Here is a 23,078-nt window from a genome sequence, read left to right as displayed (position 1 = left end):
GCGTCCAAAAATGAAGGTATGAATGTCCGAAAATTCAATATAATGTACCAATTTGGTTCCGAGACAAACGCCCGTGTCTCGGAAAGAGGAGGGGTAGATATGAAGTCACAGACAGAAGAGGGCGGTATTGTCACCTTGACCCGCGCAGGCGAACAGCAGATTCAAAACAGTCCTTTATACAATGAGGGACTGCGTCCAACTACCAGGGAGGAGCACAATTGGACCGCGTACAACTTCGCCAGCCTGTGGGTAGGGATGTCGATTTGTCTGCCGACATTCTCACTTGCCGCAGGATTGATCACACTGGGCATGAATTGGTGGCAGGCGATCTTTACGATTGTTTTAGGGAATTGTATCGTTCTCATCCCCATTCTCCTCAATTCTCACGCCGGTACCAAGTTCGGCATCCCTTATCCTGTATTCGCCCGACTCTGGTTCGGTTCCAAAGGAGCCCATATCCCCTCGATTGCCAGGGGGATCATCGGTGCAGGCTGGTTCGGGATCAACTGTTGGTTTGGCGGTGCTGCCATCGACACGTTGTTGGTAGCGATGAGCGGTTGGGAACATATTCCCGGACACCTAGCCATCGCCTTTTTGCTGTTCTGGGCGTTGAACGTCTGGGTCGCGTACCGCGGACCGGAGGCGATTCGTCGGTTGGAGTTCTGGGCGGCCCCGACACTAGTTGTAATGGGGCTGGCGCTGCTCGCCTGGTCCCTCTCAGCTGCGGGCGGCTGGGGGCCGATGTTGTCGGCACCATCGAAGTTTACCTCGACTAGTGAGTTTTTGCAGGTGTTCTTTCCTGCTCTGACCGGGGCGATCGCTTTCTGGTCCACCCTGGCACTAAACATCCCCGATTTTTGCCGCTATGCACGCAGTCACAAAGCGCAGATCGTCGGACAATCGATTGCGCTGCCGGCAGCGATGGGCTTCTTTTCTTTCGTTGGGGTCGCTACCGCCTCTGCTACTCTGGTCATCTATGGCGAAGCGATTTGGGATCCCGCTGTACTGTTAGCCAAGTTTTCCCCTTTTGTGATCTTCCTCGGTACGCTCGGCATCATTCTCGCTACCCTCACCACCAACGTCGCAGCCAACGTCGTAGCTCCTGCACGTACGGTAGAAAATATCATGCCTCGCCGAATCACCTACGGCATGGGTGCGATTATCACCGGTCTGGTCGCCCTGGTGATGCAGCCATGGTACCTGTTGGAAAACTTCGGAAACTACATCTTCGGCTGGTTGGGTACGTACGGAGCGTTGCTGGGGCCGATTGAAGGGATCGCCATCGCCGACTACTGGCTGGTGCGCAAACGGCGAATTCATTTGACAGAACTGTATAAACCGGATGGCCGGTACAGCTACTCCGGCGGATTTAATCAAAAAGCAATTGCAGCCTTGCTGATCGGGATCGTTGTACCCACTGCATGCAAGTTTATCCCGGGACTCTCGTTTGTCTGGGACAACGCCTGGACGTTTGGCCTGTTTCTTTCACTAGCCCTCTACACCTGGTTGATGCGGGTTGATTCCAGTACGCTCAGCGAGTCAGAGTATAGGGCCGTAACTAATTCCGGGCAGAAGAAGAAAGCTTCGTAAGGTCACATACGTCAACCCCCTCCGCATTACCTGTGATCGGTTTCGATCATACAGGCAAATACGGAGGGGGTTTTCATTCAGTCCATATGGTCTAGGGCGAATCGTTTTGCTCAGACCCAACGGCTCCAGGGTGAGGTGCAGGCGTTTCTGCTTGGGCTGCGGCCATCTGTTCCCGACAATAGGCTAGAAATTCGGGATAACATTGGGTAAACACGTTGACAATCAGTGGGTCAAACTGTTTTCCAGAGCAATTGACAATCTCCTCATACGCCCATTGAGGAGGTTTGGGCTTTTTATAAGTCCGGGCAGTCGTAATCGCATCAAATGTGTCGGCAACTGCGATGATCCGGGCAATCAGCGGAATTTCTTCTCCTATTAGCCGGTGTGGATACCCCTTCCCATCCCAACGTTCGTGGTGATAGCGTACTCCAGACAGCAGCAGCGGAGAGAGTCCAAAGGTTTCCAAAAAATGATATCCGTCATCACAATGCTTTTTGATTATTTCGAACTCCTCTGCTGTCAGTTTCCCTTCCTTGGTCAAGATGTGATCAGGGGTTCTGATCTTGCCGATATCGTGCACGTATCCGCAGAGCTTCGCCTCTTCCTCCGTTACCTCCTGATCCCGCAGGTATCTGGCCAAAATCGCCGCATACTTGGCGACACGAATCGAATGTCCGTTGGTGTAGGGATCCTTGGCTTCCACGGCAAGCGAGAACGCTTTGATCCCTTCCCACGTTTTGGTTTTTTTCGAGGAGGTGTCAAAGATGTGTTCTGCTAGTACGCTCAGCATCAACGCTTCAATAAAGAGCAAAGTGACTTGCATCACATATTCTGCCCCGTCCCCATCATGGGATAGCAGATGACCGGCAAATGAAGCAGCCAATCCAAAGAAAAAATGCTTTCTTTCACTGGTCATCAAAGAAATCACTGCCGGAAAAATGAACAAGCTGTACAAGTCATACGGAAGCAGATAATGGTAGGTAATGGTGACGACCAGCATGGCATTGCCGATTACCACATACGGTACGTACTTCCGCGAAAGAAACTGAAAAGCAAACAGACTAGGCAGGTATCCTCCCAACATAGTCCAGAACAGTGGCCAGAAAGAAGGAAATGTTTGAAACTGATTGAGAATGATCCAAATCACCAATCCCAAATGAGAACTCAGTTGGAAAACAAAGATGTGTTTTCTCTCCACCCGGGATTTCCTCCAACCTTTTTCCTATTTTGAACTTGCGTTTCCTACATATCTACCCACTTGCAGCAGAGTTGAAACCTGAAACCAGGAAAAAAGACTGACTTTTTGATTTCTTCAGCACAAAATCCGTCATCGTGAACACGGTACATCGAACAGGGCCAGCAGGGAAATATCGTAAATCTGTTGATCTTGGTGATAGCAGACGTAGTAGGTGAACGAGTCATGGACACGGTAGGCGATCCCGTCAAAACCTCGCTCCAGCAAATATTCACGTATTTGTTCCCCCGTCCACTTCAACCAATCATCGGGTTCCATAATGGCACGCACCGTCTCCATCTCTTGGCAGGTGTATTTCCAGTACAACGCTTCCTTACGCAGTTCGTTTTCATCATACTGCTCATGCAGGTACATGGGATGGTTGAGGTGTATCCACTGTTTCAAGACAGCCGCCTTGTCCCAAGCAGCCTCTGCATGACAAAACGCATACTCTGCCGCAACCTGAGGATCGCTGACCAGATACACGCCGGAGCCAAACACCGCCTTTGCCTGTACACCTGACGGGAAAGATCGCCGCTCCTCTCGCGTGTATCGCTGTCGGTCGATCACAGCAAGTGCTTCCTGATACTCGACTCCACGATAGGCTACAACTTGCATGCTGCATAATGCTCCTTTCTGAAAAAAATGAAAAAATAGGCAGCTGCCAAGCGCTGCCTTTTTCTCTACTATGGACTACACGCTTCCTGCCCCTCTACGGCAGCAGACGAACCATGTTTTCATACGTCTCCGGACGCCTGTCGCGGAAAAACTGCCATTGGTCGCGAACTTCTCTGATCCGTTTTTTATCCATCTCGGCCACCAACACCTCATCTTGATCACGGCTGGCGATGGCGACGATCTGCCCCCGTGGATCGACCAGATAGGACTGTCCGTAAAACTCGCCCATGTTCCATGGGGCCTCCATCCCAACCCGGTTGATTGCGGCTACGTAGTAGCCGTTTGCCACCGCATGGGCGGGCTGCTCCAGTTTCCACAGGTATTCCGACAATCCAGCGACCGTCGCCGAGGGGTTGAAGACGATCTCTGCTCCGTTCAGTGCCAACAGGCGGGCTCCTTCTGGAAAATGCCGGTCGTAGCAGATGTAGACCCCCACCTTGGCAAACGCCGTATCAAACACGGGGTAGCCGAGATTGCCTGGTTTAAAATAGTACTTTTCCCAGAAGCCGCATCCTGGTCCGCCTGCCGCCACATGGGGAATGTGATGTTTTCGGTATTTCCCCAGATACGTGCCGTCGGCATCGATAACGGCAGCCGTATTGTAGTAGATGCCGACCCCGGCCTGTTCATACACTGGCAGCACAATCACTGTCCCCAGTTCTTTGGCCAGATCCTGAAACATCCGCGTGGTAGCACCATTGGGCACTTCTTCTGCCGATTCGTACCATTTGGTAGTCTGCTCGGTGCAGAAATAGGGGCCATAGAAGATTTCCTGCAGACAGATGATTTGCGCCCCCTTTTCCGCTGCTTCCCTCACCATCCGCACATGCTTCTCAATCGCTTTCTCCTTGTGGACGTGAACCGGCTCATTCCCGTGCACATCGTGCGTTGCCTGGATCAGGCCGATCTTTACCTTGTCTGCCATCAGACATTCCTCCCCCTGTCTCCCTATGGACGTTGAAACGGTTCGCGCTTCAGATACTTCCCGGCACCAGGATGGCCGACGAACTGCTTGTCACGGACCACATATTCCCCCCGCGACAGGACGCTGACTACTTCTCCTTGTACTTCCATTCCCTCAAACGGATTGTAGTCCACATTCATGTGATGTGTCTCAGCGGAAATCGTCCGTCGTATGCCGGGATCAAAGATGACAATGTCGGCATCGGAACCGACGGCAATCGTGCCTTTCCGCGGGAACAGTCCGAATAGCTTGGCTGCTTTGGTTGAGACGACGTCGACGAATTGATTCAGACTGATGCGCCCGGCATGGACACCTTCGGAGTAGAGAAGGCCAAAGCGGTCCTCAATCACAGGGCCGCCGTTCGGTATCTTGGTGAAATCGCCCCGGCCCAAATCTTTTTGACCCCGGAAGTTAAAAGAGCATTGGTCAGAACCGACCGTTTGCAGGATACCGCTCTTCAAAGCGTTCCAGAGCACCTCCTGATGGAACTTATCCCGCAACGGAGGCGACCAGACGTACTTGGCTCCTTCGAAGTCGGGCTTCTCCAAACATGAGATGTCCAAAGTAAGATACTGCGGACAGGTTTCTCCGTATACCTTCCAGCCTCTCTCCCGTGCCTGGGCGATCTGCTGGACCGCTTCCGCACACGTGACATGAACGACGTAGAGCTGGGAGTCAGCCAGAGCTGCCAGTGCGGCCGCCCGTCCTGTCGCCTCCCCCTCGGCCTCTGGCGGACGGGTCCGCGCATGGTAGATCGGATCGGTGTTGCCTGCAGCCAACGCTTGTCTGGTGAGATAGTCGATCACGTCTCCATTTTCGGCATGCACCTGTACGAGAGCACCCAATTCCCTGGCTCGAACCAATGTCTTAAACAATGTCTCATCATCCGCTTGAAACACATTTTTGTAGGCCATAAATACCTTCAGCGAAGTGATCCCTTCCGTCTGCACCACGTCTTGAAGCTCCTCCAATACCTGGTCATTCGCTTCGGCGACCATCAGGTGAAATCCGTAGTCGATGACCGCCTTGTTGGCCGCTTTTTGATGCCAGGCAGCGATCGCCTGACGCAGTGGCTCTCCTTTCGTACTGAGACAAAAATCGATGATCGTCGTTGTGCCGCCAAACGCCGCAGCCCGTGTACCTGTCTCAAAATCGTCCGCAGTCACCGTGCCGCCAAACGGCATATCGAGATGCGTATGGGGGTCCACACCTCCCGGAAAAACGTAACAACCAGCAGCATCAATCACCTCTGCTCCAGAGACGTCGAGCCCCTCACCGATTGCGGCGATTTTCTCCCCTTCCAGCAGCACATCGGCTTGGTACGTATCGGCAGCGGTGACCATTGTTCCTCCTCTGATGATCTTTGCCATTTTCTCATCTCCCGCTCGATTTGTATCAGCAGTATCTGTACAGACACTCCGTTTGTACAAGGCTATGCCTCACTATCTCGGTGTATGAAGAAAAACGCAGTACCCTTTAGCCCGTTTCTCTGTCCTCATTGGCGGCAAGTGCGGCCTGCCGCTGATTCCAACTGAGCGGAGGCAAACTGGTCGGGACTTCCACCATCTCTATCGTTCCCTCAACCGGACAAACGATGGCGCAGAGATTGCAGCCCACACAATCTTCTTCACGAACAACCAGCGTTTCCCGACCGGTCTGTTCGTTATGGACGATATCAATACACTGGTGAGAAGCGTCCTCACAGGCAATGTGACATTTGTTGCAATGGATGCAGGTCTCCTCGTGAATCCGGGCCACCACTTTGTAATTGAGATTCAAGTTGTTCCAATCGGAATAGGTGTGAACGGCCTTGCCGACGATCTCCATCACCGAAGCAATGCCGCGCTGATCCAGATAGTTGTTTAACCCGTCGATCATGTCTTCAACGATTCGAAAACCATGATGCATCGCAGCGGTACAGATCTGCACCCCAGACGCTCCCATCAGCAGGAATTCGACCGCATCCCGCCAGGTGCCGATCCCGCCGATGCCGGAGATCGGAATGCCCACCTGTGGATCACGGGCACACTCCGCTACCATGTTAAGCGCGATCGGTTTCACTGCCGGGCCACAGTACCCGCCGTGCGCTCCTTTGCCATCTACATGGGGGATCGGCAGCCAGCGATCCAGGTCAACACCCATCAAACTGTTGATCGTGTTGATCATGCTGACGGCGTCTGCTCCACCTTGGCTTGCAGCGCGAGCGGTGTAGCGGATATCGGTGATGTTCGGTGTCAGTTTGACGATCACGGGTGTCTCGGCTACTTCCTTTACCCACTCCGTCTGCTGTCTGACCAGATCCGGCTGCTGACCCACTGCCGAGCCCATGCCCCGCTCAGCCATCCCGTGCGGACAGCCGAAGTTTAACTCCAATCCATCGACGCCAACCGCTTCCACCGCTTTGACGATCTCGTGCCACTTTTCTCGTCTCGGCTCCACCATCAGAGAAGCAATGATCGCATGTTTGGGAAAGCGCTTCTTCGTTTCCGAGATTTCTTTCAGATTTTCCTCCAGCGGTCGATCCGTGATGAGTTCGATGTTGTTAAACCCGACCACACGTCGGCTGCCTAGGTGGAGGGCCGCAAAGCGGGAAGTGGTGTTGATGATCGGATCCCCCAACGTCTTCCACACCGCTCCGCCCCAACCCGCTTCAAACGCCCGCTGCACCTGATAACCGGAGTTGGTGGGTGGAGCAGATGCCAGCCAAAACGGGTTGGGCGATTCAATTCCACCCAGATTGATCCGCAAATCAGCCATCGTTTCGCCTCCTATTGTTCGTTCCTGATCTGTCCGCCTTACCTGTCTGCCGCCGGTCGGCGAGTCAGCTAAACCGCTTGTCGCGCCTCTTCCAGCACGGCATGAATGGATTGTGCCGCCCGCTTCCCCTGCTGAGCAGCATCGACGACCATGGCATCCGTGTGACCGCCTCCGAAGATGCAGTCGCCTGCCGCAAAAACCTTCGGGTTGGAGGTTTGGTACGCCTCCGCATCAACCGAAACTACGCCATGGTGATGCTTCAGTCCAAAGGACTCGATCACGGACAGTTGCTTTTCCTGACCGATCGCGCGAATCACATAGTCCACATCGATCGTAAACTGGCTGCCCTCCACAGGCAGCGGACGACAGCGCCCCTTTTCGTCCGGGTCGCCCAATTGCATGCGAATCAGCTCCAGTCCTGACACCTTGCCTGCCTCACCAAGAATCCGTCTGGGAGCGACCAACCAGCGGAACTCCACGCCGTCCTGCTTGGCGAACTCATACTCAAATGCATAGGCGGTCATCTCCTTCTCTGTCCGCCGGTAGAGAATCTGCACGGTCTCGGCTCCCAAACGCTTGGAACAGGTAGCGGCATCAATCGCCGTATTGCCAGCGCCGATAACGACCACTCGTTTTCCTTTAAAGCGGGTGGGCAACGGTTTGGTTTTCGTCTCTTCCACCAGTTCAATTGCGTCCAGTACCCCCACCAGGTCTTCTCCCTCGATCTGCAGCATCGGTACGCAGCCCAGTCCGATTGCCAGCAGCACAGCATCGTAGCTCTTGACCAATTCCTCCGTCTCCACATCAACACCAACCCGCACACCGTAAACAATCTGAACACCGAGTGACTCAATCTGCTCTACTTCCCAGAGCGGAATCTCCTGCGGCAGCCGGAAGGAAACAATGCCATAGGTGTTGAGCCCGCCTCCTTTCTCACGTGCTTCGTAAACGGTCACCTCATAGCCCCAGCGGGCCAACTCACGTGCAGCCGACAGCCCGGCCGGTCCCGCTCCGACGATCGCCACCTTATGTCCGTTCTTCCTGGCTGCTGAGAATAGGGGCTTTTTCTGTTTGATTGCCCAATCCGTGGCATGTCGCTGCAGCAAGCCGATCAGGATCGGCTTGGAGGAACCGTTCAGCACACAGGCTCCCTCACATAGTTCGGAGGTAGGGCAGACACGGGCACAACTGGCTCCCACCGGGTTGGCTTCCATGATTGTGCGTGCCGAACCCAGCAGGTTGCCGCTTGCAATCTTTTTGATAAACGCGGGAATGTCGATGCCTGTGGGACACGCCTTGATACAGGGGGCGTCGTAGCAGTACAAACATCGGTTGGCTTCCTCGATCGCCTCCATCGGTTGCAATGCGGGCACCACTTCCGTAAAATTCTGCTGAAGCTCCGCTTCCAGAATGTGCCCCGCTTGATGAGATGTCATCGCAGCCCCTCCCTTATCTTCAGAAAATTCAGCTTATACTATATAAAAATGTCTTTCTCGCTTGTTTTATGATTTTTGATTGCGGCAGAGGGGTATTTTTTGCGGAATCAATTCGCCGCTTACACTCATGTTTGATTCCGCCAGCTCATATGGTTGGAGTGAGATGGAGATGGAAAGAGGGTTGTGGGAGATGGAGGATTTGCAGACGAGGATCGTCGAGCTGCAAAAACGGATCCGGCGTGACACCGTTCACTTAGCCAGACTGAAGCAGTCACAGAAGGAATACGAGCAGCAGTTGGCTGCACGAGCCCAATACCTCTCGTCAAAAGAGATACTTGCCCTCATACGAGAGCATTGCGGTCAATCATGCAGCATGACAACGATTAAACGGTGGGCGGACGAAGGATTTCTGGGAGAAGTTTTGGAGGAACGAAAGTTGTTTCCCGGCTTGGGCGGCAAAAGAGGCAACAAACGATTTCTCTATCACAAACCAGCAGTCTATCGTTTTCTTTATCAAAAAGGACTGCTTCAGCCTCGCTATGAAGTGCTGGATCGGGTACGGATTGACTCTTCTGCCTATGTTCCGGACGCAGAAGGACAAACGGCTGTCGTCATCGCCGCTGATCTGTCCGCTGAGCTCTTTTTTGTCTACACCGTACAGGTGGAGATGAGCAGCAAGATCGTGCGGGAGATTCCCGAGCATCATCTGTCAGCCGCCAGGGAAAAGCGATGACCCCTATCGTTACACTGACGCTCCCCAACACACTGGAGCATCAGCATCTCTGCCGGGAAATCCGTGACTACCACAAACGACACGAGCGCCCCCTCAGCATTAGCTTTGACGAAGCGATGAGCCAGATTCGGTTGCAAGCCGACTGTATCTACCTGCCGGACAAAAGGGTGTTGAAGCGGGAAGCGGTAATCGACGGTATCGTAAAAAAGAGAACAGCTCACTATGAAATCCTTCCTCGCAGCAAGGGAAAGACGATCAATCTGCACCTTGACTCCGAATTGGCTGCCGAACTGGAGCAGATCCGAAACCACGTATCCAGCAAGACTCAGCACGAGGTGATTCTCGATTTGTTTGTACGCGGCCTCCGATCTTTTCAAGAGGAAAAGCTGACGCAGCAGGCTGCTGACAAAGCCGATGAAAAGCAGGGGTGATCCCATCCGTAACGGGAATCACCCCGCTTTGTTACTTGATTGTCTCGAACGCCTCCTGCAGGACCCGAACGATAAAGTCCAAATCTTCGTCGGCCGTCGCAAATGGCGGTGAGAGGGTGAGAATATTGTTGAAACCCGGTACGGTATCTCCGTTGCGGCCAACGATCAGGCCTCTTTTTTTACATTCGGCGATGATCCGGGTTACCTTGTCTGGAACAGCCGGTTCCTTGGTTGTGCGGTTCTCCACCATCTCGATCCCGCAGAGGAACCCAAAGCTGCGGATGTCTCCTACATGGGGGTGATCTTCCAGCACCGCCAGCTTCTGACGAAGTTCCGTGCCAAGCTGCTCAGCCCGTTGGATCAACTGCTCCTCTTCCAGCAGTTCCAGATTGCGAAGCGCCAGCGCACAAGCAGCGGGATTGCCTCCAAAGGTATTGACATGGCGGAAGTGTTGGTCCAGGCCTTGATCGAGAAACTTGTCGGCAACCTCCTTGCGTACTGCTGTTGCGGAGAGCGGCAGATAAGCACTGGTGATCCCTTTAGCCATCGTCACAATGTCCGGTTTGATCCCGAAGTTCTGATGGCCGAACTTTTGGCCAGAGCGGCCAAACCCACAGATCACCTCATCGATGATCAGCAACACGCCGTACTTGTCACAGATCTGTCTCACTTTGCTCAGATACTCCTGCGGCGGTACGATCACCCCACCGCCGGTAATTGTCGGTTCCATGATGACGGCGGCAACGGTCTGCGCCCCCTCCCAGTTGATCACCTCGTCAAACACCTCGGCGCATTCCAGGCTGCAACTGCCGTAGGTCTTGCCGAACGGACAGCGGTAGCAATAAGGAGGAGAGACATGGAGGAAGCCTGGCGCCAGTGGTTCATACTTGTACTTGCGCACGGCCTGACCGGTGGCGGCCAGCGCGCCCATCGTATTGCCATGGTAAGCACGGTGACGGGAGATAAACTTGAAGCGGCCCGATTCACCGTTTTGGTGATGATACTGGCGGGCCATCTTGAAAGCCACCTCGTTCGCCTCTGAACCACTGTTGGAGAAGAAAACGCGGTACTCGCCCCCGAGCCACTCACTCACCTTCTCCGCCAGTCGGATCGCCGGCACATGGCTCTGTGTCAGCGGAAAATACGCCAACTGCTTCAACTGCTCGTAGGCCGCCTCGGCCAACTCCTGACGGCCATATCCGATATTGACGCACCATAATCCGCTCATCCCGTCAAGAAAACGGTTGCCATCGATATCAGTCACCCAAGCCCCGCTTGCTTCCGTCACGATCATCGGATTGGGATTGTAGGGTGACATATGGTGCCACATGTGGACACGATCTTTCGCCAATAGCGCATCCTTGCTGAGCGATTCGGACACGACTTGATCCTTGCTCATTCCCGTTCCCCCTTCCACCACGTATCCCAAACATGGTACAGTTTATTTGACAAACGTCTGCTGCGAACCGATGGAGACCTCACCGTCATCGAACCAGCGGGTCGTGACTGTTTTTTTCTTGGTATAAAAAGCGATCCCGTCCTTGCCATTGGCATGCAGATCACCGTAGAACGATTGTTTCCAGCCGGAAAACGGAAAGAATCCCATCGGTGCCGGCACACCTACATTAACGCCAACCATACCCGCTTCGACCCGCTGTACAAACTCTCGCCCCAGCCTGCCGCTGTTGGTGTAGATGCAGGCACCGTTGCCATAGCGGGATTTGCTGATCACTTTCAGCCCCTCTTCAAAGTCTTTAACACGTACGACACTGAGCACAGGGGCAAATATCTCGTCGCGAACGATCACCATTTCCGGGTTTGCCTGATCGACAACCGTGGGTCCGAGATAGTACCCATTCTCATACGCGAGCGCATCCTGTCGGCCATCACGGACGAGAGACGCTCCTTCCTCTATACCGCGCTCAATGTAACGGTGGACCCGCTCCAGATGGGACTGCCGAATCAACGGACCCAGGTCGACGCCTTCATCCAGCCCATTGCCCATCTTAAGCCCATCCGACTCTTCGATCAGGTATTGAACCAGTTGATCGGCGACAGAGTCTACAACGACGGCCACACTTGCCGCCATGCATCGCTCACCGGCGCAGCCAAACGCAGAGCTGACAATCGTCTTCGCCGCCCTACTGAGGTCGGTGTCGGGCATGACCAGATGATGGTTTTTGGCACCGCCCAGGGCCTGCACCCGCTTGCCGTAGGCTGCCGCCGTCTTGTAGACGTACTCGGCAACCGGCTGAGAACCGACGAACGAGATCGCTTTTACTTCTGGATGCTCCAAAAGTCCGTTGACCACGTCTCGGCCGCCATTGACGACATTGAAGACTCCAGCAGGCAGACCCGCTTCCTCCAACAGTTCGCTGATGCGGATACAAGAGAGCGGGGTGCGCTCCGAGGGCTTCAGGACAAATGTGTTGCCGGCGGTAATCGCCAGCGGGTACATCCACATCGGTACCATTACCGGGAAGTTGAATGGCGTAATCCCAGCCACTACGCCAAGCGGCATGCGGATGGTCTCGGAGTCAATCCCTTTTGCGATCGACGGGAGCGTCTCTCCCATCATCAGCGTGGGCATGCCACAGGCAAACTCCACCATCTCAATGGCGCGCAGCAACTCCGCCTGGGCTTCCGGCAGATTTTTACCGTTTTCCAACGTAATCATTCGCGCCAGTTCGTCCTGATGCTGTACGAGCAGGTGCTGAAAGCGGAACATCACCCGTGCTCGCTCCACAACCGGTGTTTCACTCCAGATCGGAAAGGCGGCACGTGCCGCTTGTACCGCGTCGTCTACCTCCTGCTTCGTCGAGAGCGGCACACGTGACAGCAGTTCACCAGTGGCCGGATTGGGGATCTCTTCATAGTGCTCCGTGTGCGAATCGATCCACTTTCCGTTGATATAGTTCTGTAAGACCTGTCCGGTAGTCATCTTCATCATCGTCACTCCTTTATGAAGAGGTGTACGACTGTATTTTATCAGAATATTCCCACTCGAACATCTGACGACCTGTCAGCTTCCCGCCGGGAATGTTTTGACAAACTGTCAAACGAAAAGGAAGAATGCTCATGAATTCAGATTGGAGACTTACCGTGGCCGAGGCTTTGAAGCGTCCGCTATTCCGCCACGCTGTAGTGATCGCCGGCAGGGGCGGACTGCACCGTTCGGTTCGTTGGGTGCACATCCTGGAAACGCCCGAGAATCACGTGTTTCTAAACGGCGGCGAACTGATCCTCTCAACCGGAGTCGGCTTCGGCAGCGATTCGGAGAAGCGGCTTGCCTATCTGCAGGGCGTGATGGAGCGTGGCGCAGTCGGCGTGTGCATCGAGCTGGGACAGTACATCCGGCAGATCCCTACTGACATGTGCGAGTTTGCCGATTATCACCAGTTCCCGTTGATAGCGTTTCAGCAGCCGGTGCGGTTTGTCGACATCACGCTTGACCTGCATGAACGGATCGTCAATCGCCATACCGAGGTGCTGCGTAGGCTGGAAGCCTATACACGGGATCTGCAGCAGCTAAGCCTGCAGCCAAATGGACTAACCCGTATCCTGCAGCGCCTGCAGGCAACCGTTCAGATGCAAACCGTGTACTATCCGCTTGAGGGCGCCCCCCTGTTTGTCCCCGCCATGCCGCAGTCCGTGCAAACGGAGTTGGTGGAACTGCTGCAGCAGTCAGCATCAGCAGGCCGTCTGTCGCAAAGAAACGACGGTCTCCTTGCCATATCTGATAAAAAAACGATTATCTACCAACCGATTACGGCGATGGGGCATGTCTTGGCGTACGTGGGGATCATCCTGTATGAACGGACTGCCGACGAGTTCCTGTTGCTAACACTCGATTACACAGCATCTGCCATTGCCCAGATCCTGCTGCGGAAGATGGTCGCGGAGGAACGAACGCGCGACAAGCAAGACGCGCTGCTCGATCAACTGCTGCAAGGAGGTTCGCTGTCAGAAGAGCAGCTGCGCCTGCTGCTCGGCATCGACTCATGGGAAAACCCGCCCCTCTATCTGGCAGCGATAATGGAGATTGGGCAGGAACGACCAGCCGTATTGGCGGACGGCAGCCCATTGTTTACGGATCTGCTCAGTCTCTTTCGAGTGCTGCTCAAAAGATGTGGCTTTCGCCCCCTGCTGCGCAGTCGGGGGCAGCGGCTCTATTTGCTGCTGCTGGTGGAGAGGGCCGACAACCTGAGGGAGAAGATGGAGAAGGCGATCGGTGAAGTAAACGAGATCATACGGAAGGGACTGGGAGGGGATCAAACGATCTTTTGGGGAATTAGTCGCGTCTCCAACCGCTATGAAACAGCGTCTCGTCATTTTCATGAGGCGGAACAAGCTATCTTCAGCCATAATTGGGCAAGCAGTCCATTTTACAGTGATCTGGGGGTGTTCCGGCTGCTGCTGTCTCCACAGGACCGCTACACGCAGCGGTCGTTTGTCGACGATTACCTCGGGCCATTAATTCGCTACGACAAGCAGCATAACAGTCAATTGGTGACCACACTTCGCCTATTCCTCGACCACCATGCAAATAAACAGGAAGCGGCGGAAAAGCTGTTTATCCGCCGCCAGACGCTCTATCATCGATTGGAGAAGATTAAGGAGCTGCTCGGCGATTCCTATCTGCTACCGGAGCACCGGCTTTGTCTGGAAATGGCGCTCCGCATTCACGAACAACTGGGGGGAGATGGGTAACAAAAAGCTCCGGCAGCAGCGTTAGCCAGAGCTTTCTTCATCTACTCCATCCACTGCTGGAAAGAGCGGAGCAAAATCCTCCCAGCGCAGTTCCTGCAAGATCTCGGCAGACTGTTCACTCAAGGGGCGGTTGACCAATCTCACCGCCTGATGCTGTATCGCTTCCTGCAGCAGATTGTGAACAAAGCGGGCATTGCCGTGAAGCTGCTGTTCCTGCTCCAGTTTTTGCAGGTGGGCCAAGATGGCGCTGCCTGTATCCTCCGTCAACAGATACCCTTTTGCGGCTGCTGCCCGAAGCAGGATTTGATGCAGTTCACCAGCCGTATAGTCGGCAAACAGATAGTACTTCTTAAACCGGGAAGAGAGACCGGGATTGCTCGCCAGCAGCCGTTCCATCTGCGCCGGATAGCCTGCCAGCACAACAACCAGATTCTCTTCATGCTTGGTCATCTCGTCGACGAGCGTATCGACCGCCTCGCTGCCAAAGTCGTTCTCACTCGACGCGAACAGGCTGTACGCCTCATCGATAAACAGCACTCCTCCCAGTGCATCGCGAACCTTCTGTTTCGTCCTGATCGCCGTCTGTCCCACATAGCCCGCCACCAGGTCAGCACGGCTCGCGGCTACCAAATGGCCTCGTTTCAGGTAGCCCACCTGACGCAAGATGCGGGCGTACAGACGAGCAGCCGTGGTTTTGCCGGTTCCCGGGTTTCCACTAAATACAGCGTGCAGCTCTACCGGCAGCACGGGAAGCCCACGCTGCTGCCGCTCCTGCTGGACCGTTAAAAAAGCGGCCAGCTTGCACATCTCCGCCTTCCATTCGACCAATCCTACCATGCCTTCCAGTTGTTCATCGATGGTGCGGGCAATTGAGTCTTCTCGATCAGTCGAGAGGTCACAGGGATCAGCGGCGACATCTTCGGGATACAACACGGTGAAATCGTCAATGCCTAAGTGTCCTTCCGTTTCCGCCAACTGTCTTCCTTTGGCAAAAATCGCGTCGAGCACCAGGTTTCGCGCGGTGCGTGCGTTGCCGAACGATGCGTCCACCCGTTCTCGTTCAATTCGCCGGAGAAACACCCGCTTGGCCTCCTCCGTCAGGCTATAGTCGTTTCGCTGTGCCATATCTTCGGCAATCGCCAGCAGTTCTTCATCGCTGTAATCCGGTAACAGAAAATGGCCTGTCTCCGGAAAACGACTGCGCAATCCCGGATTGGCCGACAAGAATTGGCGCATTTCCTCCGGATAGCCTGCCAGAATGACCACAAACTTGCCAGCCAGTTCCCCACTGGTCATGGCAGCGACCAGCGTATCGATCGCCACCTGCCCGTAGTCGCTGCCATGACTGTCGGCACGTTTTAAACTGTACGCTTCATCGATGAAAAGTACACCGCCAACAGCCCGCTTGATCGCCTCCATCGTCCGCTGCTCCGTCTGCCCGACATAAGCGCCGATGAGATGGGAGCGATCCACTTCGATTACCTCATCCCGCTCCAGCAGCCCCAGTTCGTGATACAGCCGGGCCAGCAGGCGGGCCAATGTGGTTTTGCCGGTTCCAGGATTTCCCATCAAGACCAGGTGCAGATCGGGCGAATCACGCAGAGTCCACCCCTTTTTGCTCCGCAGCTGCCGATACTGTAGAAACTGGGCCAACTGTCTGACCCGGTGTTTGATCACTTCCATACCGATCAATTGATCAATCTGTTCCAATGCGGATGGTGCGTGTTCGATACTCCCCACGTCCGATTCTTCTCGCTCAGCCAACAGCTGGTCCCATGTGGCCCGCTTTTCGCCTAGTTCCCGGACAGCCTTTTGCAATTGCTGCAGCGATTCGGATGAATAAAACATGCCCTCCAGCGATTTGGCGTAGGTTCGGGCTTGCTCAGCGACTGAGAGCAGTCCGGACTCCAGTTCAGTCAGCAGCACGGCCAATTGGGTATACAGGTCGCTTGCTGCCTCCTCTCCCGCCGTCAACGCTGCTGCTTTTCCCCGCTCCAGATGTGTCCGCCACAATCTTGCCTGCCGGATCTGTTCGTCCACTGCCACCCGCAGCGCTTCCGTCTGCCGTTTCCGTGCCGCCGGATTGTCCGTCTCGCGAATGACAGGCAGATCTTGAAACGGACTCTGCTCGCGAAGCATCTGCAGGAACAGGCAACACTGCAGCACCGCTGCCGGAGCGTACGCCGGATCGAGCTGACGGGCTCTGTCCAGCCACTCTTCTGCCAATGCCAGTCCGTCCGGTCGCGACATTCTCGCTTCTGCCAAACGTGTCAAAACGACCGCTTCCGCCCTGTCCAATTCTTCCAGAGGTGTCCCGTTTCCCCCCCCTCCTGCCTCTGCCCTGGCCTCTTCCAGGCGACGCAGTAGTTGATACGCCTCCCCTTCAGAAAAATGGGTACGGTCGTTGCTGTTTTCTCTCCAGGCCTCTATCTTCATCAACCAGTCTTTCTGTTGGTTCAGCATCTCTTAAACCCCTCTATCTGATTTCTCACCAGTTGTACCACGTTTTCGACAAAAAGAAAAGGCAGGCATCGGCATCAAACGTTCCGATTATCTGCCCGATCTATTGCTTTTTTAATCGATTCAGCCAATGTTTGTGGATGCTGGGAGCCTATCAGCAATTTCTTGCCATCTGACAAGGTCAGCTGTACTCCTTTTTTTCCACGCATCGTATAGGCCCAACCGTTTCGCGGCGACCAGCGAAGTCCGTATCCCCCATGTTTCAGCAAGGGACGGGTGGTGCATACGTCCATCTGTTCGATCTTATTCAACGGAATAGACCGAGAGGAAAACGGCGAAAGCGACACAAAGATCTCGGTCTCCCTCACCTCGGTACGAAGGCGGATCGAAAAAAAGAACAAGGGAAATGCGATGCCAAAAATGAGAACAAGGATGATCAGACCTGTATCGGATGCCGGTTTGTCCCCAAACGGTATGCCCCGCACGATTTGTTGCACAAATCCATACCACATGATCCCGGCGACTGCTAGAATCGATATCCATGTGATAATAGAAGAAAAACGCTGCACTTCTTGGTACACAACACGTTTCCCGCGATTGTTTCGCACCGGCTGTTTCTCCCTTCTATTCGGTATTACCTTTCTCTACGTTTCAACCGGTGAGTCCGTTTCATTCAAAATTCGATCTCAGGGGTGATGAATATTCCGACAACAGTGATACAACCTACCGATAAAGAAATAACGGACTTCCCCGTCCTGTCCGGTCGGCGAAGTCCGTCTTTTTATCACTCTCAAAGGGGCAGCTTTTGCTGGTCACATCTTCAGATTCCCCAATTCAATATCGGCCTCAACAAGCGCTTGCGCTTCCGTAAATACGTCGCTTTCTTGTGTTGCTGCTACTTTGTACTCCGTTATCAGCTTGTCGCCATCTTTTATCTGCACATGGTATTGAGAATCTCCGTCGTACGTAGTGGCAACCAGTAATGGACGACCATTTATGGCTATCGTTCTTTCCATCTTCTCCCTCCTCCATCGCTAGCAACTAGTTTATCACTGTTCTTTCTTTTTTATGCGGAGGGATTATGCCGACTTGCTTTCCCTTGGTTCACAAGTGGGTTATACAGGGGAAAAGTCGGTCAGCTTGGTAGGCTGACGGACCGTTTTAGCCGATGGCAGTGTGATAACCAATTCACCTGTCTGTTCCGTTTCGTTCGTCCAGTTGAACGAAAACCCAAAACGTCTGGCGGCAAACGGTTGTGACTCGTCAAGCTCGCCAAGCAGCATGCGCAAGCTGTCTGCCAACAAGGGAACAGCGATCCTTTCCTGCTCCAGGTCAGGAATCAAGAGCAGCTTTGGTGCCTCTTCAAAATAGAGGACCGTATCGAGCAGCAACGAAACCTGCTGCCAGTTCAAATCGGAGTGAAAGGGTTCAAACGGCTTCGTCATCGCTGCTCACTCCTTTTCACCTGATGAGTCGGATTGAAACAGACTGAACTGCTCCACACCAGGTTCGTCGTTTGGTGAAACAGCCGCAGATGGATCGGTCGAGCCGGGTGAGTTTTCCTCTTTTCCTTCCGACGTTTCAATGGCTGCTTCATACATCCAGTCAATCAGCGGGCCATCCACGACAATCCTGCCAATCCCGCCCTGCTCGTTGGTCGGCAGGTGGTCTGACTCAACCAGTTGCCATTGTCCTGAGTCGCTCTGTGCATACAGTTTGTCTGCAGCAGGATCTTCCACCTGGCAGGTGAGCAAGACATGGGGGGATGTTTTTCGTTTGCGAATCAGCACCAGTCCCTTGCCGGCCCGTCCCTGCACCGGTAAGTCGGCTAGTCGCGTCCGCTTGACCAGCCCTTCCTGAGTCAGCGCCCGCAGGATACGGTTGTCTTCCGTGGGCACAGTAAGTGCGGTGATCACTTCGTCCGTTTTGGCCAGGTTGATTGCCTTCACCCCGCTAGACGCTCTGCCGGTCGCCGATACTTCTGTTTCCGGAAAGCGGATCACCATTCCGTCCCGGGTAACGATCAGATGCGTACCACTCTCATCGGTTAGTTGGACATCGATGTACTCATCCGTCTCGCTCTTCAGTTTGGCTGCCACCAATGCTCCTGAGCGGTTGGTAGCGTACTCGGACAGCGCTGTCTTCTTGATCAGGCCGGAGCGGGTAACGTGACAAACGTACAGCGGCTGGTCGAAGTTTTCTACGATATGACAAGCGATCACTCGCTGCTGCTTTTCCAGCGGAATCACGTTGACTAGCGCTGTTCCGACGTCTTTCCACTTGGCGTCGGGAATGCTGTTCACCAGCAGGGAGAAATACTTGCCATCCTGCGTAAAGAACAGGGCGGTATGGGAGGTGTTGGTCTCCACAAAGGTACGGACACGATCTCCCTCCTTTACCCCGCAGGTTTCGATCGTCCCGCCCATCGACTTGAACGAGCGCGGACTGGTCCGCTTGATATACCCGTCATTGCTCAAGGTAACGATACAGTCCTCGGCATTGATCTGCATCGCGATATCCAGTTTGATCTCCTCAATCTCGCCCTGGATCTCGCTCAGCCGCGGTTCTGCGTATTTTTTGCGGATCTCAAGCAGCTCCCCCTGGATCACCTGGATCAGTTTTTTCTCGCTGCCCAATATCGCCTCCAGTTCCTTGATCTCCTTGGCCAGCGTACTTAGTTCTTTTTCCAGCTTGACAATGTCAATTCTGGTCAAGGAAGCCAGCTGGATGCTGAGAATCGCATCGGCCTGCACGTCTGTAAAACCGTACTTGTCGATAATGTTCTGCTTGGCATCTGCCCGATTCTCGGAGGCCATGATCGTGTCGACGATCTCGCGCAAGATTGATTTCGCCCGGATCAAGCCTTGTACGACGTGCTCCCGATGCTGTTTGCGATTCAGGTCGTAGCGGGAACGATTGGTCACTACTTCCTTTTGATGAGAGATGTAGGCATCCAACAGCTCTTTGAGCCCCATCTGGCGGATGGTTCCCTCGTGAATCGCGTTCATGTTGTAGTTGTAGTAGGTTTGCAAATCGGTATTTTTATACAAATAGTTGAGAATCGCCTCAGCATCCGCTTCCTTGCGTATGTCGATCACGACCCGCACTTTCTTCTGTTCCGCTTCCTTGCGGCCAGTCTCATCGCGGACGGCTAACGCCCCTTCGATCTTGCGTTCCAGCACCAACTCGTCAATCTGCGTGACCAGTTTGGACTTGACCACTTCATACGGCAGCTCGCTGATCACGATCTTTTTCCCTTTGCTGCCCTTCGGTTCCTCGATATGGGTCCGGGCGCGAATCACAAACTGGCCGCGACCTGTCTCAAATGCTTTGCGGATGCCGGAGACACCCTGCACGATACCGCCAGTCGGAAAATCGGGCCCTTTCACATACTGCATCAACTCGTCCAGACTGATGTCTGGCTGCTTCATCTGGGCTATCGTCGCATCGATCACTTCCCCCAGGTTGTGTGTGGGGATATCGGTGGCAAAGCCGACGGCAATCCCTGATGCGCCGTTGACCAGCAAGTTGGGAAAGCGGGACGGCAGGACGGCTGGCTGCTTGGTCGAGTTATCGTAGTTCGGGATAAAAGGAACGGTCTCTTTATCGATATCGCGCAGCATCTCATTGGCCAACGCGGACAGACGCGACTCCGTATAACGCATGGCGGCCGGCGGGTCTGCATCGAGACTCCCAAAGTTGCCATGACCCTGGATCAGCACGTGTCGCATCTTCCACCATTGGGCCATCCGCACCATCGTCTCGTAAATCGCGCTGTCACCATGCGGATGGAATGTCCCCATCACGTACCCCACCGTCTTAGCCGATTTGCGGTACGATTTGTCGTGCGTGTTGCCTTCCTGGTACATCGCGTAGAGGATTCTCCGCTGTACCGGCTTTAGTCCATCCCGGGCATCCGGAATGGCCCGTGACAAAATCACCAGGTTGGCGTAGTCGGAAAAACGCTTGCCCATAATCTCGGCAAAGCTTTGCTCGATCACTTTGTTGGACAGCATGGCTATTCATCCTCCCCCACTTCAAAGGTGACGTGATTCTCGATCCATTCGCGGCGAGGGGGTACCTTGTCGCCCATCAAGACCGTAACCAACTTCTCACAGTGAGCCAGATCTTCCAGCGATACCTGAATCAGCTTGCGGTTGGCCGGGTCCATCGTCGTCTCCCAGAGCTGATCGGCATTCATTTCCCCAAGACCTTTGTATCGCTGGATCTCGGCGTTGCGACCGAGCCGTTTCAAGGCCTGCTCCAAATCAGCATCGTCCCAGCAGTAGACTGACTCTGGTTTTTTCCCCTCCTTCGTCACCTTGTACAGCGGCGGCTGGGCAATGTACAGCTTGCCTGCGGCGATCAGCGGCTGCATGTAGCGGAAGAAGAACGTAAGCAAAAGCGCCTGGATATGGGAGCCGTCCACATCGGCGTCAGACATGATGATGATCTTGTCAAACGCACAGTTTTCGATGGAAAATTCCTGACCAATATCTGTTTCCAGCACTTCCAGAATCGTGCGGAACTCCTCATTGGACAGTACATCGGATAGCTTTGCCTTCTCTGTGTTAAGCGGCTTCCCCTTCAATCCGAAAATGGCTTGAAACTCGGAGTTGCGAGCCTGTTTCGCCGAGCCGCCAGCAGAGTCTCCCTCTACCAGAAACAACTCATTGCGCTTTGGATCGCGATACTGAGGGGGGGCGAACTTCTCGGAGATCGACTTCCGCTTCTTGGCCCCTTTGCCTTTTTTGTCGCCGCGCAGAGCTTCCCGCTGCTTGCGAAGCTCTTCCCGAATCTCTGCCGAACGGATCGCCTTTTCGATCAGGAGCTTGGCAATCTCAGGATTCTCCTCCAGGAAAAAGCCCAACTTTTCCGAGATGATCTGCTCGACGATGGTGCGGGCTTCTTCGTTGCCCAGCTTGTCCTTTGTTTGCGATTCAAACTGAACGTCAGACATCTGCAGAGAGAGTACGCCCAGGAATCCCTCGCGCAAATCGCTGCCGCTCAGGTTGGCATCTTTTTCTTTCAAAAAACCTTTGCGTCGGGCGAACTCGTTAAACACACGGGTTGTCCCGTTGCGAAATCCTGTAACGTGCGTTCCGCCATCATGGGTCGGGACGGAGTTGACGTAGGAGACCAGTGTTTCCGCGTATCCGTCGTTATACTGAAAAGCCAACTCGACGTAGATATCTTCTTTCTCGCCTTCGAAGTAGATGATTGGATGAAGGGTCTGTTTCCCGTCGTTCAGGTACTCTACATAAGCCTGCAATCCGTTTTCATAGTAGAATTCCTCCCGCTTCTCTTCCGGTCCGCGCTTGTCAATCAACACCATGCGCAGCCCTTTTAACAAAAAGGCGGTCTCGCGGAAACGATCGCGAATCAGCTCATAGTCGAAGCGCGTAGTCGAAAAGACGGTATCATCCGGCATGAAGGTAACCGTCGTGCCCGTCCGCTTGGTGTTCCCTACCACCATCAGATCGGTTACCGGTTTGCCTACATGTTCCACGCCGTTCTCAACAACGTATTCGAACCGTTGTTTATGTATTTTGCCGTCACGGTAGATCTCCACTTCCAGCCACTTCGACAGCGCCACCACGACGCTGGAACCAACGCCGTGCAGACCTCCGCTCTTTTTGTATCCGCCGCCTCCGAACTTGCCGCCGGCGTGCAACGTCGTAAAAATCACTTCCGGTACGGGGCGTCCTGACTTATGCATCCCCGTCGGAATCCCTCTTCCGTGATCCTCTATGCTGACACTCCCATCGCGGTGCAGGGTGACGATGATCGTATCGTTAACCCCAGCAAGGGTTTCATCCTTTGCATTGTCGACAATCTCCCACAACAGGTGATGCAGTCCGCGACTGCCGGTCGAGCCGATATACATCCCGGGCCTGCGCCTGACCGCTATCAAGCCCTCCAGTACTTGAATATCTTCCTCGGTATAGCTTTGCTTTTGGGCGTCAATCATTCACTTCTCTCCTCTGTGAAAAACCTTCTTTCTGCTGCTTCATGAGAAATAGGCGAACACTTAATCGCTATTTTATACCATTTCCGCCGAAGAAAAAACAGCTTGATCGAAAAA

18 protein-coding genes are annotated in these 23,078 nt (G+C 54.1%); 4 read left to right on the top strand and 14 right to left on the bottom strand.

What is annotated here, in order from left to right; all coding sequences use genetic code 11:
• Positions 1-99: 99 nt before the first annotated feature.
• Complete coding sequence (locus tag LOK74_RS07410; RefSeq protein ID WP_230046002.1) at positions 100-1,590, top strand: NCS1 family nucleobase:cation symporter-1; 1,491 nt, start codon at positions 100-102, stop codon at positions 1,588-1,590.
• A gap of 91 nt (positions 1,591-1,681) precedes the next feature.
• On the opposite strand, the gene LOK74_RS07405 is transcribed toward LOK74_RS07410, so the two are convergent.
• The 6 genes from LOK74_RS07405 to LOK74_RS07380 form a co-directional block, all read right to left on the bottom strand.
• Complete coding sequence (locus LOK74_RS07405) at positions 1,682-2,788, bottom strand: HD-GYP domain-containing protein (protein WP_230046001.1); 1,107 nt, start codon at positions 2,786-2,788, stop codon at positions 1,682-1,684.
• A 129-nt stretch (positions 2,789-2,917) separates the two neighbouring features.
• A complete protein-coding gene (locus LOK74_RS07400; protein ID WP_230046000.1) occupies positions 2,918-3,442 on the bottom strand; it encodes a hypothetical protein in 525 nt (174 codons plus the stop codon).
• A 94-nt stretch (positions 3,443-3,536) separates the two neighbouring features.
• Entirely contained in the window at positions 3,537-4,427 is an 891-nt protein-coding gene (locus tag LOK74_RS07395) for a nitrilase-related carbon-nitrogen hydrolase (protein WP_230045999.1), read from the bottom strand.
• Positions 4,428-4,450: 23 nt separating this feature from the next.
• Positions 4,451-5,836, bottom strand: a complete 1,386-nt coding sequence (gene hydA, locus LOK74_RS07390) for a dihydropyrimidinase (RefSeq protein ID WP_230045998.1) — start codon at positions 5,834-5,836, stop codon at positions 4,451-4,453.
• A 106-nt stretch (positions 5,837-5,942) separates the two neighbouring features.
• Complete coding sequence (gene preA, locus LOK74_RS07385) at positions 5,943-7,223, bottom strand: NAD-dependent dihydropyrimidine dehydrogenase subunit PreA (protein ID WP_230045997.1); 1,281 nt, start codon at positions 7,221-7,223, stop codon at positions 5,943-5,945.
• Positions 7,224-7,291: 68 nt separating this feature from the next.
• Positions 7,292-8,659 carry an NAD(P)-dependent oxidoreductase gene (locus LOK74_RS07380; RefSeq protein WP_230045996.1) on the bottom strand — a complete coding sequence of 456 codons (1,368 nt, stop codon included), beginning with the start codon at positions 8,657-8,659 and terminating at the stop codon, positions 7,292-7,294.
• Between the two features lie 169 nt (positions 8,660-8,828).
• Between LOK74_RS07380 and LOK74_RS07375 the strand changes: the two genes are divergently transcribed.
• Together LOK74_RS07375 and LOK74_RS07370 are read left to right on the top strand one after the other, a co-directional pair.
• Positions 8,829-9,392, top strand: coding sequence for a hypothetical protein (locus LOK74_RS07375; protein ID WP_230045995.1), 564 nt, complete (start codon positions 8,829-8,831; stop codon positions 9,390-9,392).
• A complete protein-coding gene (locus LOK74_RS07370; protein ID WP_230045994.1) occupies positions 9,389-9,823 on the top strand; it encodes a hypothetical protein in 435 nt (144 codons plus the stop codon). Before LOK74_RS07375 ends, LOK74_RS07370 begins: the two co-directional genes overlap by 4 nt.
• A gap of 31 nt (positions 9,824-9,854) precedes the next feature.
• On the opposite strand, the gene LOK74_RS07365 is transcribed toward LOK74_RS07370, so the two are convergent.
• Both LOK74_RS07365 and LOK74_RS07360 read right to left on the bottom strand, forming a co-directional pair.
• Positions 9,855-11,222 (bottom strand): aspartate aminotransferase family protein, encoded by a 1,368-nt coding sequence (locus LOK74_RS07365; protein ID WP_230045993.1) that lies wholly within the window; start codon positions 11,220-11,222, stop codon positions 9,855-9,857.
• Positions 11,223-11,264: 42 nt separating this feature from the next.
• A complete protein-coding gene (locus tag LOK74_RS07360) occupies positions 11,265-12,770 on the bottom strand; it encodes a CoA-acylating methylmalonate-semialdehyde dehydrogenase (RefSeq protein WP_277613440.1) in 1,506 nt (501 codons plus the stop codon).
• Positions 12,771-12,901: 131 nt separating this feature from the next.
• Between LOK74_RS07360 and LOK74_RS07355 the strand changes: the two genes are divergently transcribed.
• A complete protein-coding gene (locus LOK74_RS07355; protein WP_230045992.1) occupies positions 12,902-14,533 on the top strand; it encodes a PucR family transcriptional regulator in 1,632 nt (543 codons plus the stop codon).
• A 21-nt stretch (positions 14,534-14,554) separates the two neighbouring features.
• Here the strand turns inward: LOK74_RS07355 and LOK74_RS07350 are convergent, their stop codons facing one another.
• From LOK74_RS07350 to LOK74_RS07325, 6 genes are all read right to left on the bottom strand, one after another.
• A complete protein-coding gene (locus LOK74_RS07350; RefSeq protein ID WP_230045991.1) occupies positions 14,555-16,996 on the bottom strand; it encodes an AAA family ATPase in 2,442 nt (813 codons plus the stop codon).
• Positions 16,997-17,070: 74 nt separating this feature from the next.
• The gene (locus LOK74_RS07345; protein ID WP_230045990.1) at positions 17,071-17,601 is read right to left on the bottom strand and encodes a DUF6141 family protein; all 531 of its coding nucleotides are present in this window, start codon (positions 17,599-17,601) and stop codon (positions 17,071-17,073) included.
• A 204-nt stretch (positions 17,602-17,805) separates the two neighbouring features.
• Positions 17,806-18,009 carry a hypothetical protein gene (locus LOK74_RS07340; RefSeq protein WP_230045989.1) on the bottom strand — a complete coding sequence of 68 codons (204 nt, stop codon included), beginning with the start codon at positions 18,007-18,009 and terminating at the stop codon, positions 17,806-17,808.
• 99 nt (positions 18,010-18,108) lie between these two features.
• The gene (locus LOK74_RS07335) at positions 18,109-18,438 is read right to left on the bottom strand and encodes a hypothetical protein (protein ID WP_230045988.1); all 330 of its coding nucleotides are present in this window, start codon (positions 18,436-18,438) and stop codon (positions 18,109-18,111) included.
• Positions 18,439-18,444: 6 nt separating this feature from the next.
• Positions 18,445-21,009, bottom strand: coding sequence for a DNA topoisomerase IV subunit A (gene parC, locus LOK74_RS07330; RefSeq protein ID WP_230045987.1), 2,565 nt, complete (start codon positions 21,007-21,009; stop codon positions 18,445-18,447).
• A 2-nt stretch (positions 21,010-21,011) separates the two neighbouring features.
• Complete coding sequence (locus LOK74_RS07325; RefSeq protein WP_277613428.1) at positions 21,012-22,964, bottom strand: DNA gyrase/topoisomerase IV subunit B; 1,953 nt, start codon at positions 22,962-22,964, stop codon at positions 21,012-21,014.
• Between the last annotated feature and the right edge of the window lie 114 nt (positions 22,965-23,078).

It is taken from the genome of Brevibacillus humidisoli, from assembly GCF_020923435.1.
In the GTDB taxonomy this organism is placed as follows: domain Bacteria; phylum Bacillota; class Bacilli; order Brevibacillales; family Brevibacillaceae; genus Brevibacillus_E; species Brevibacillus_E humidisoli.
This window is presented reverse-complemented; position numbering and strand designations above follow the sequence as displayed.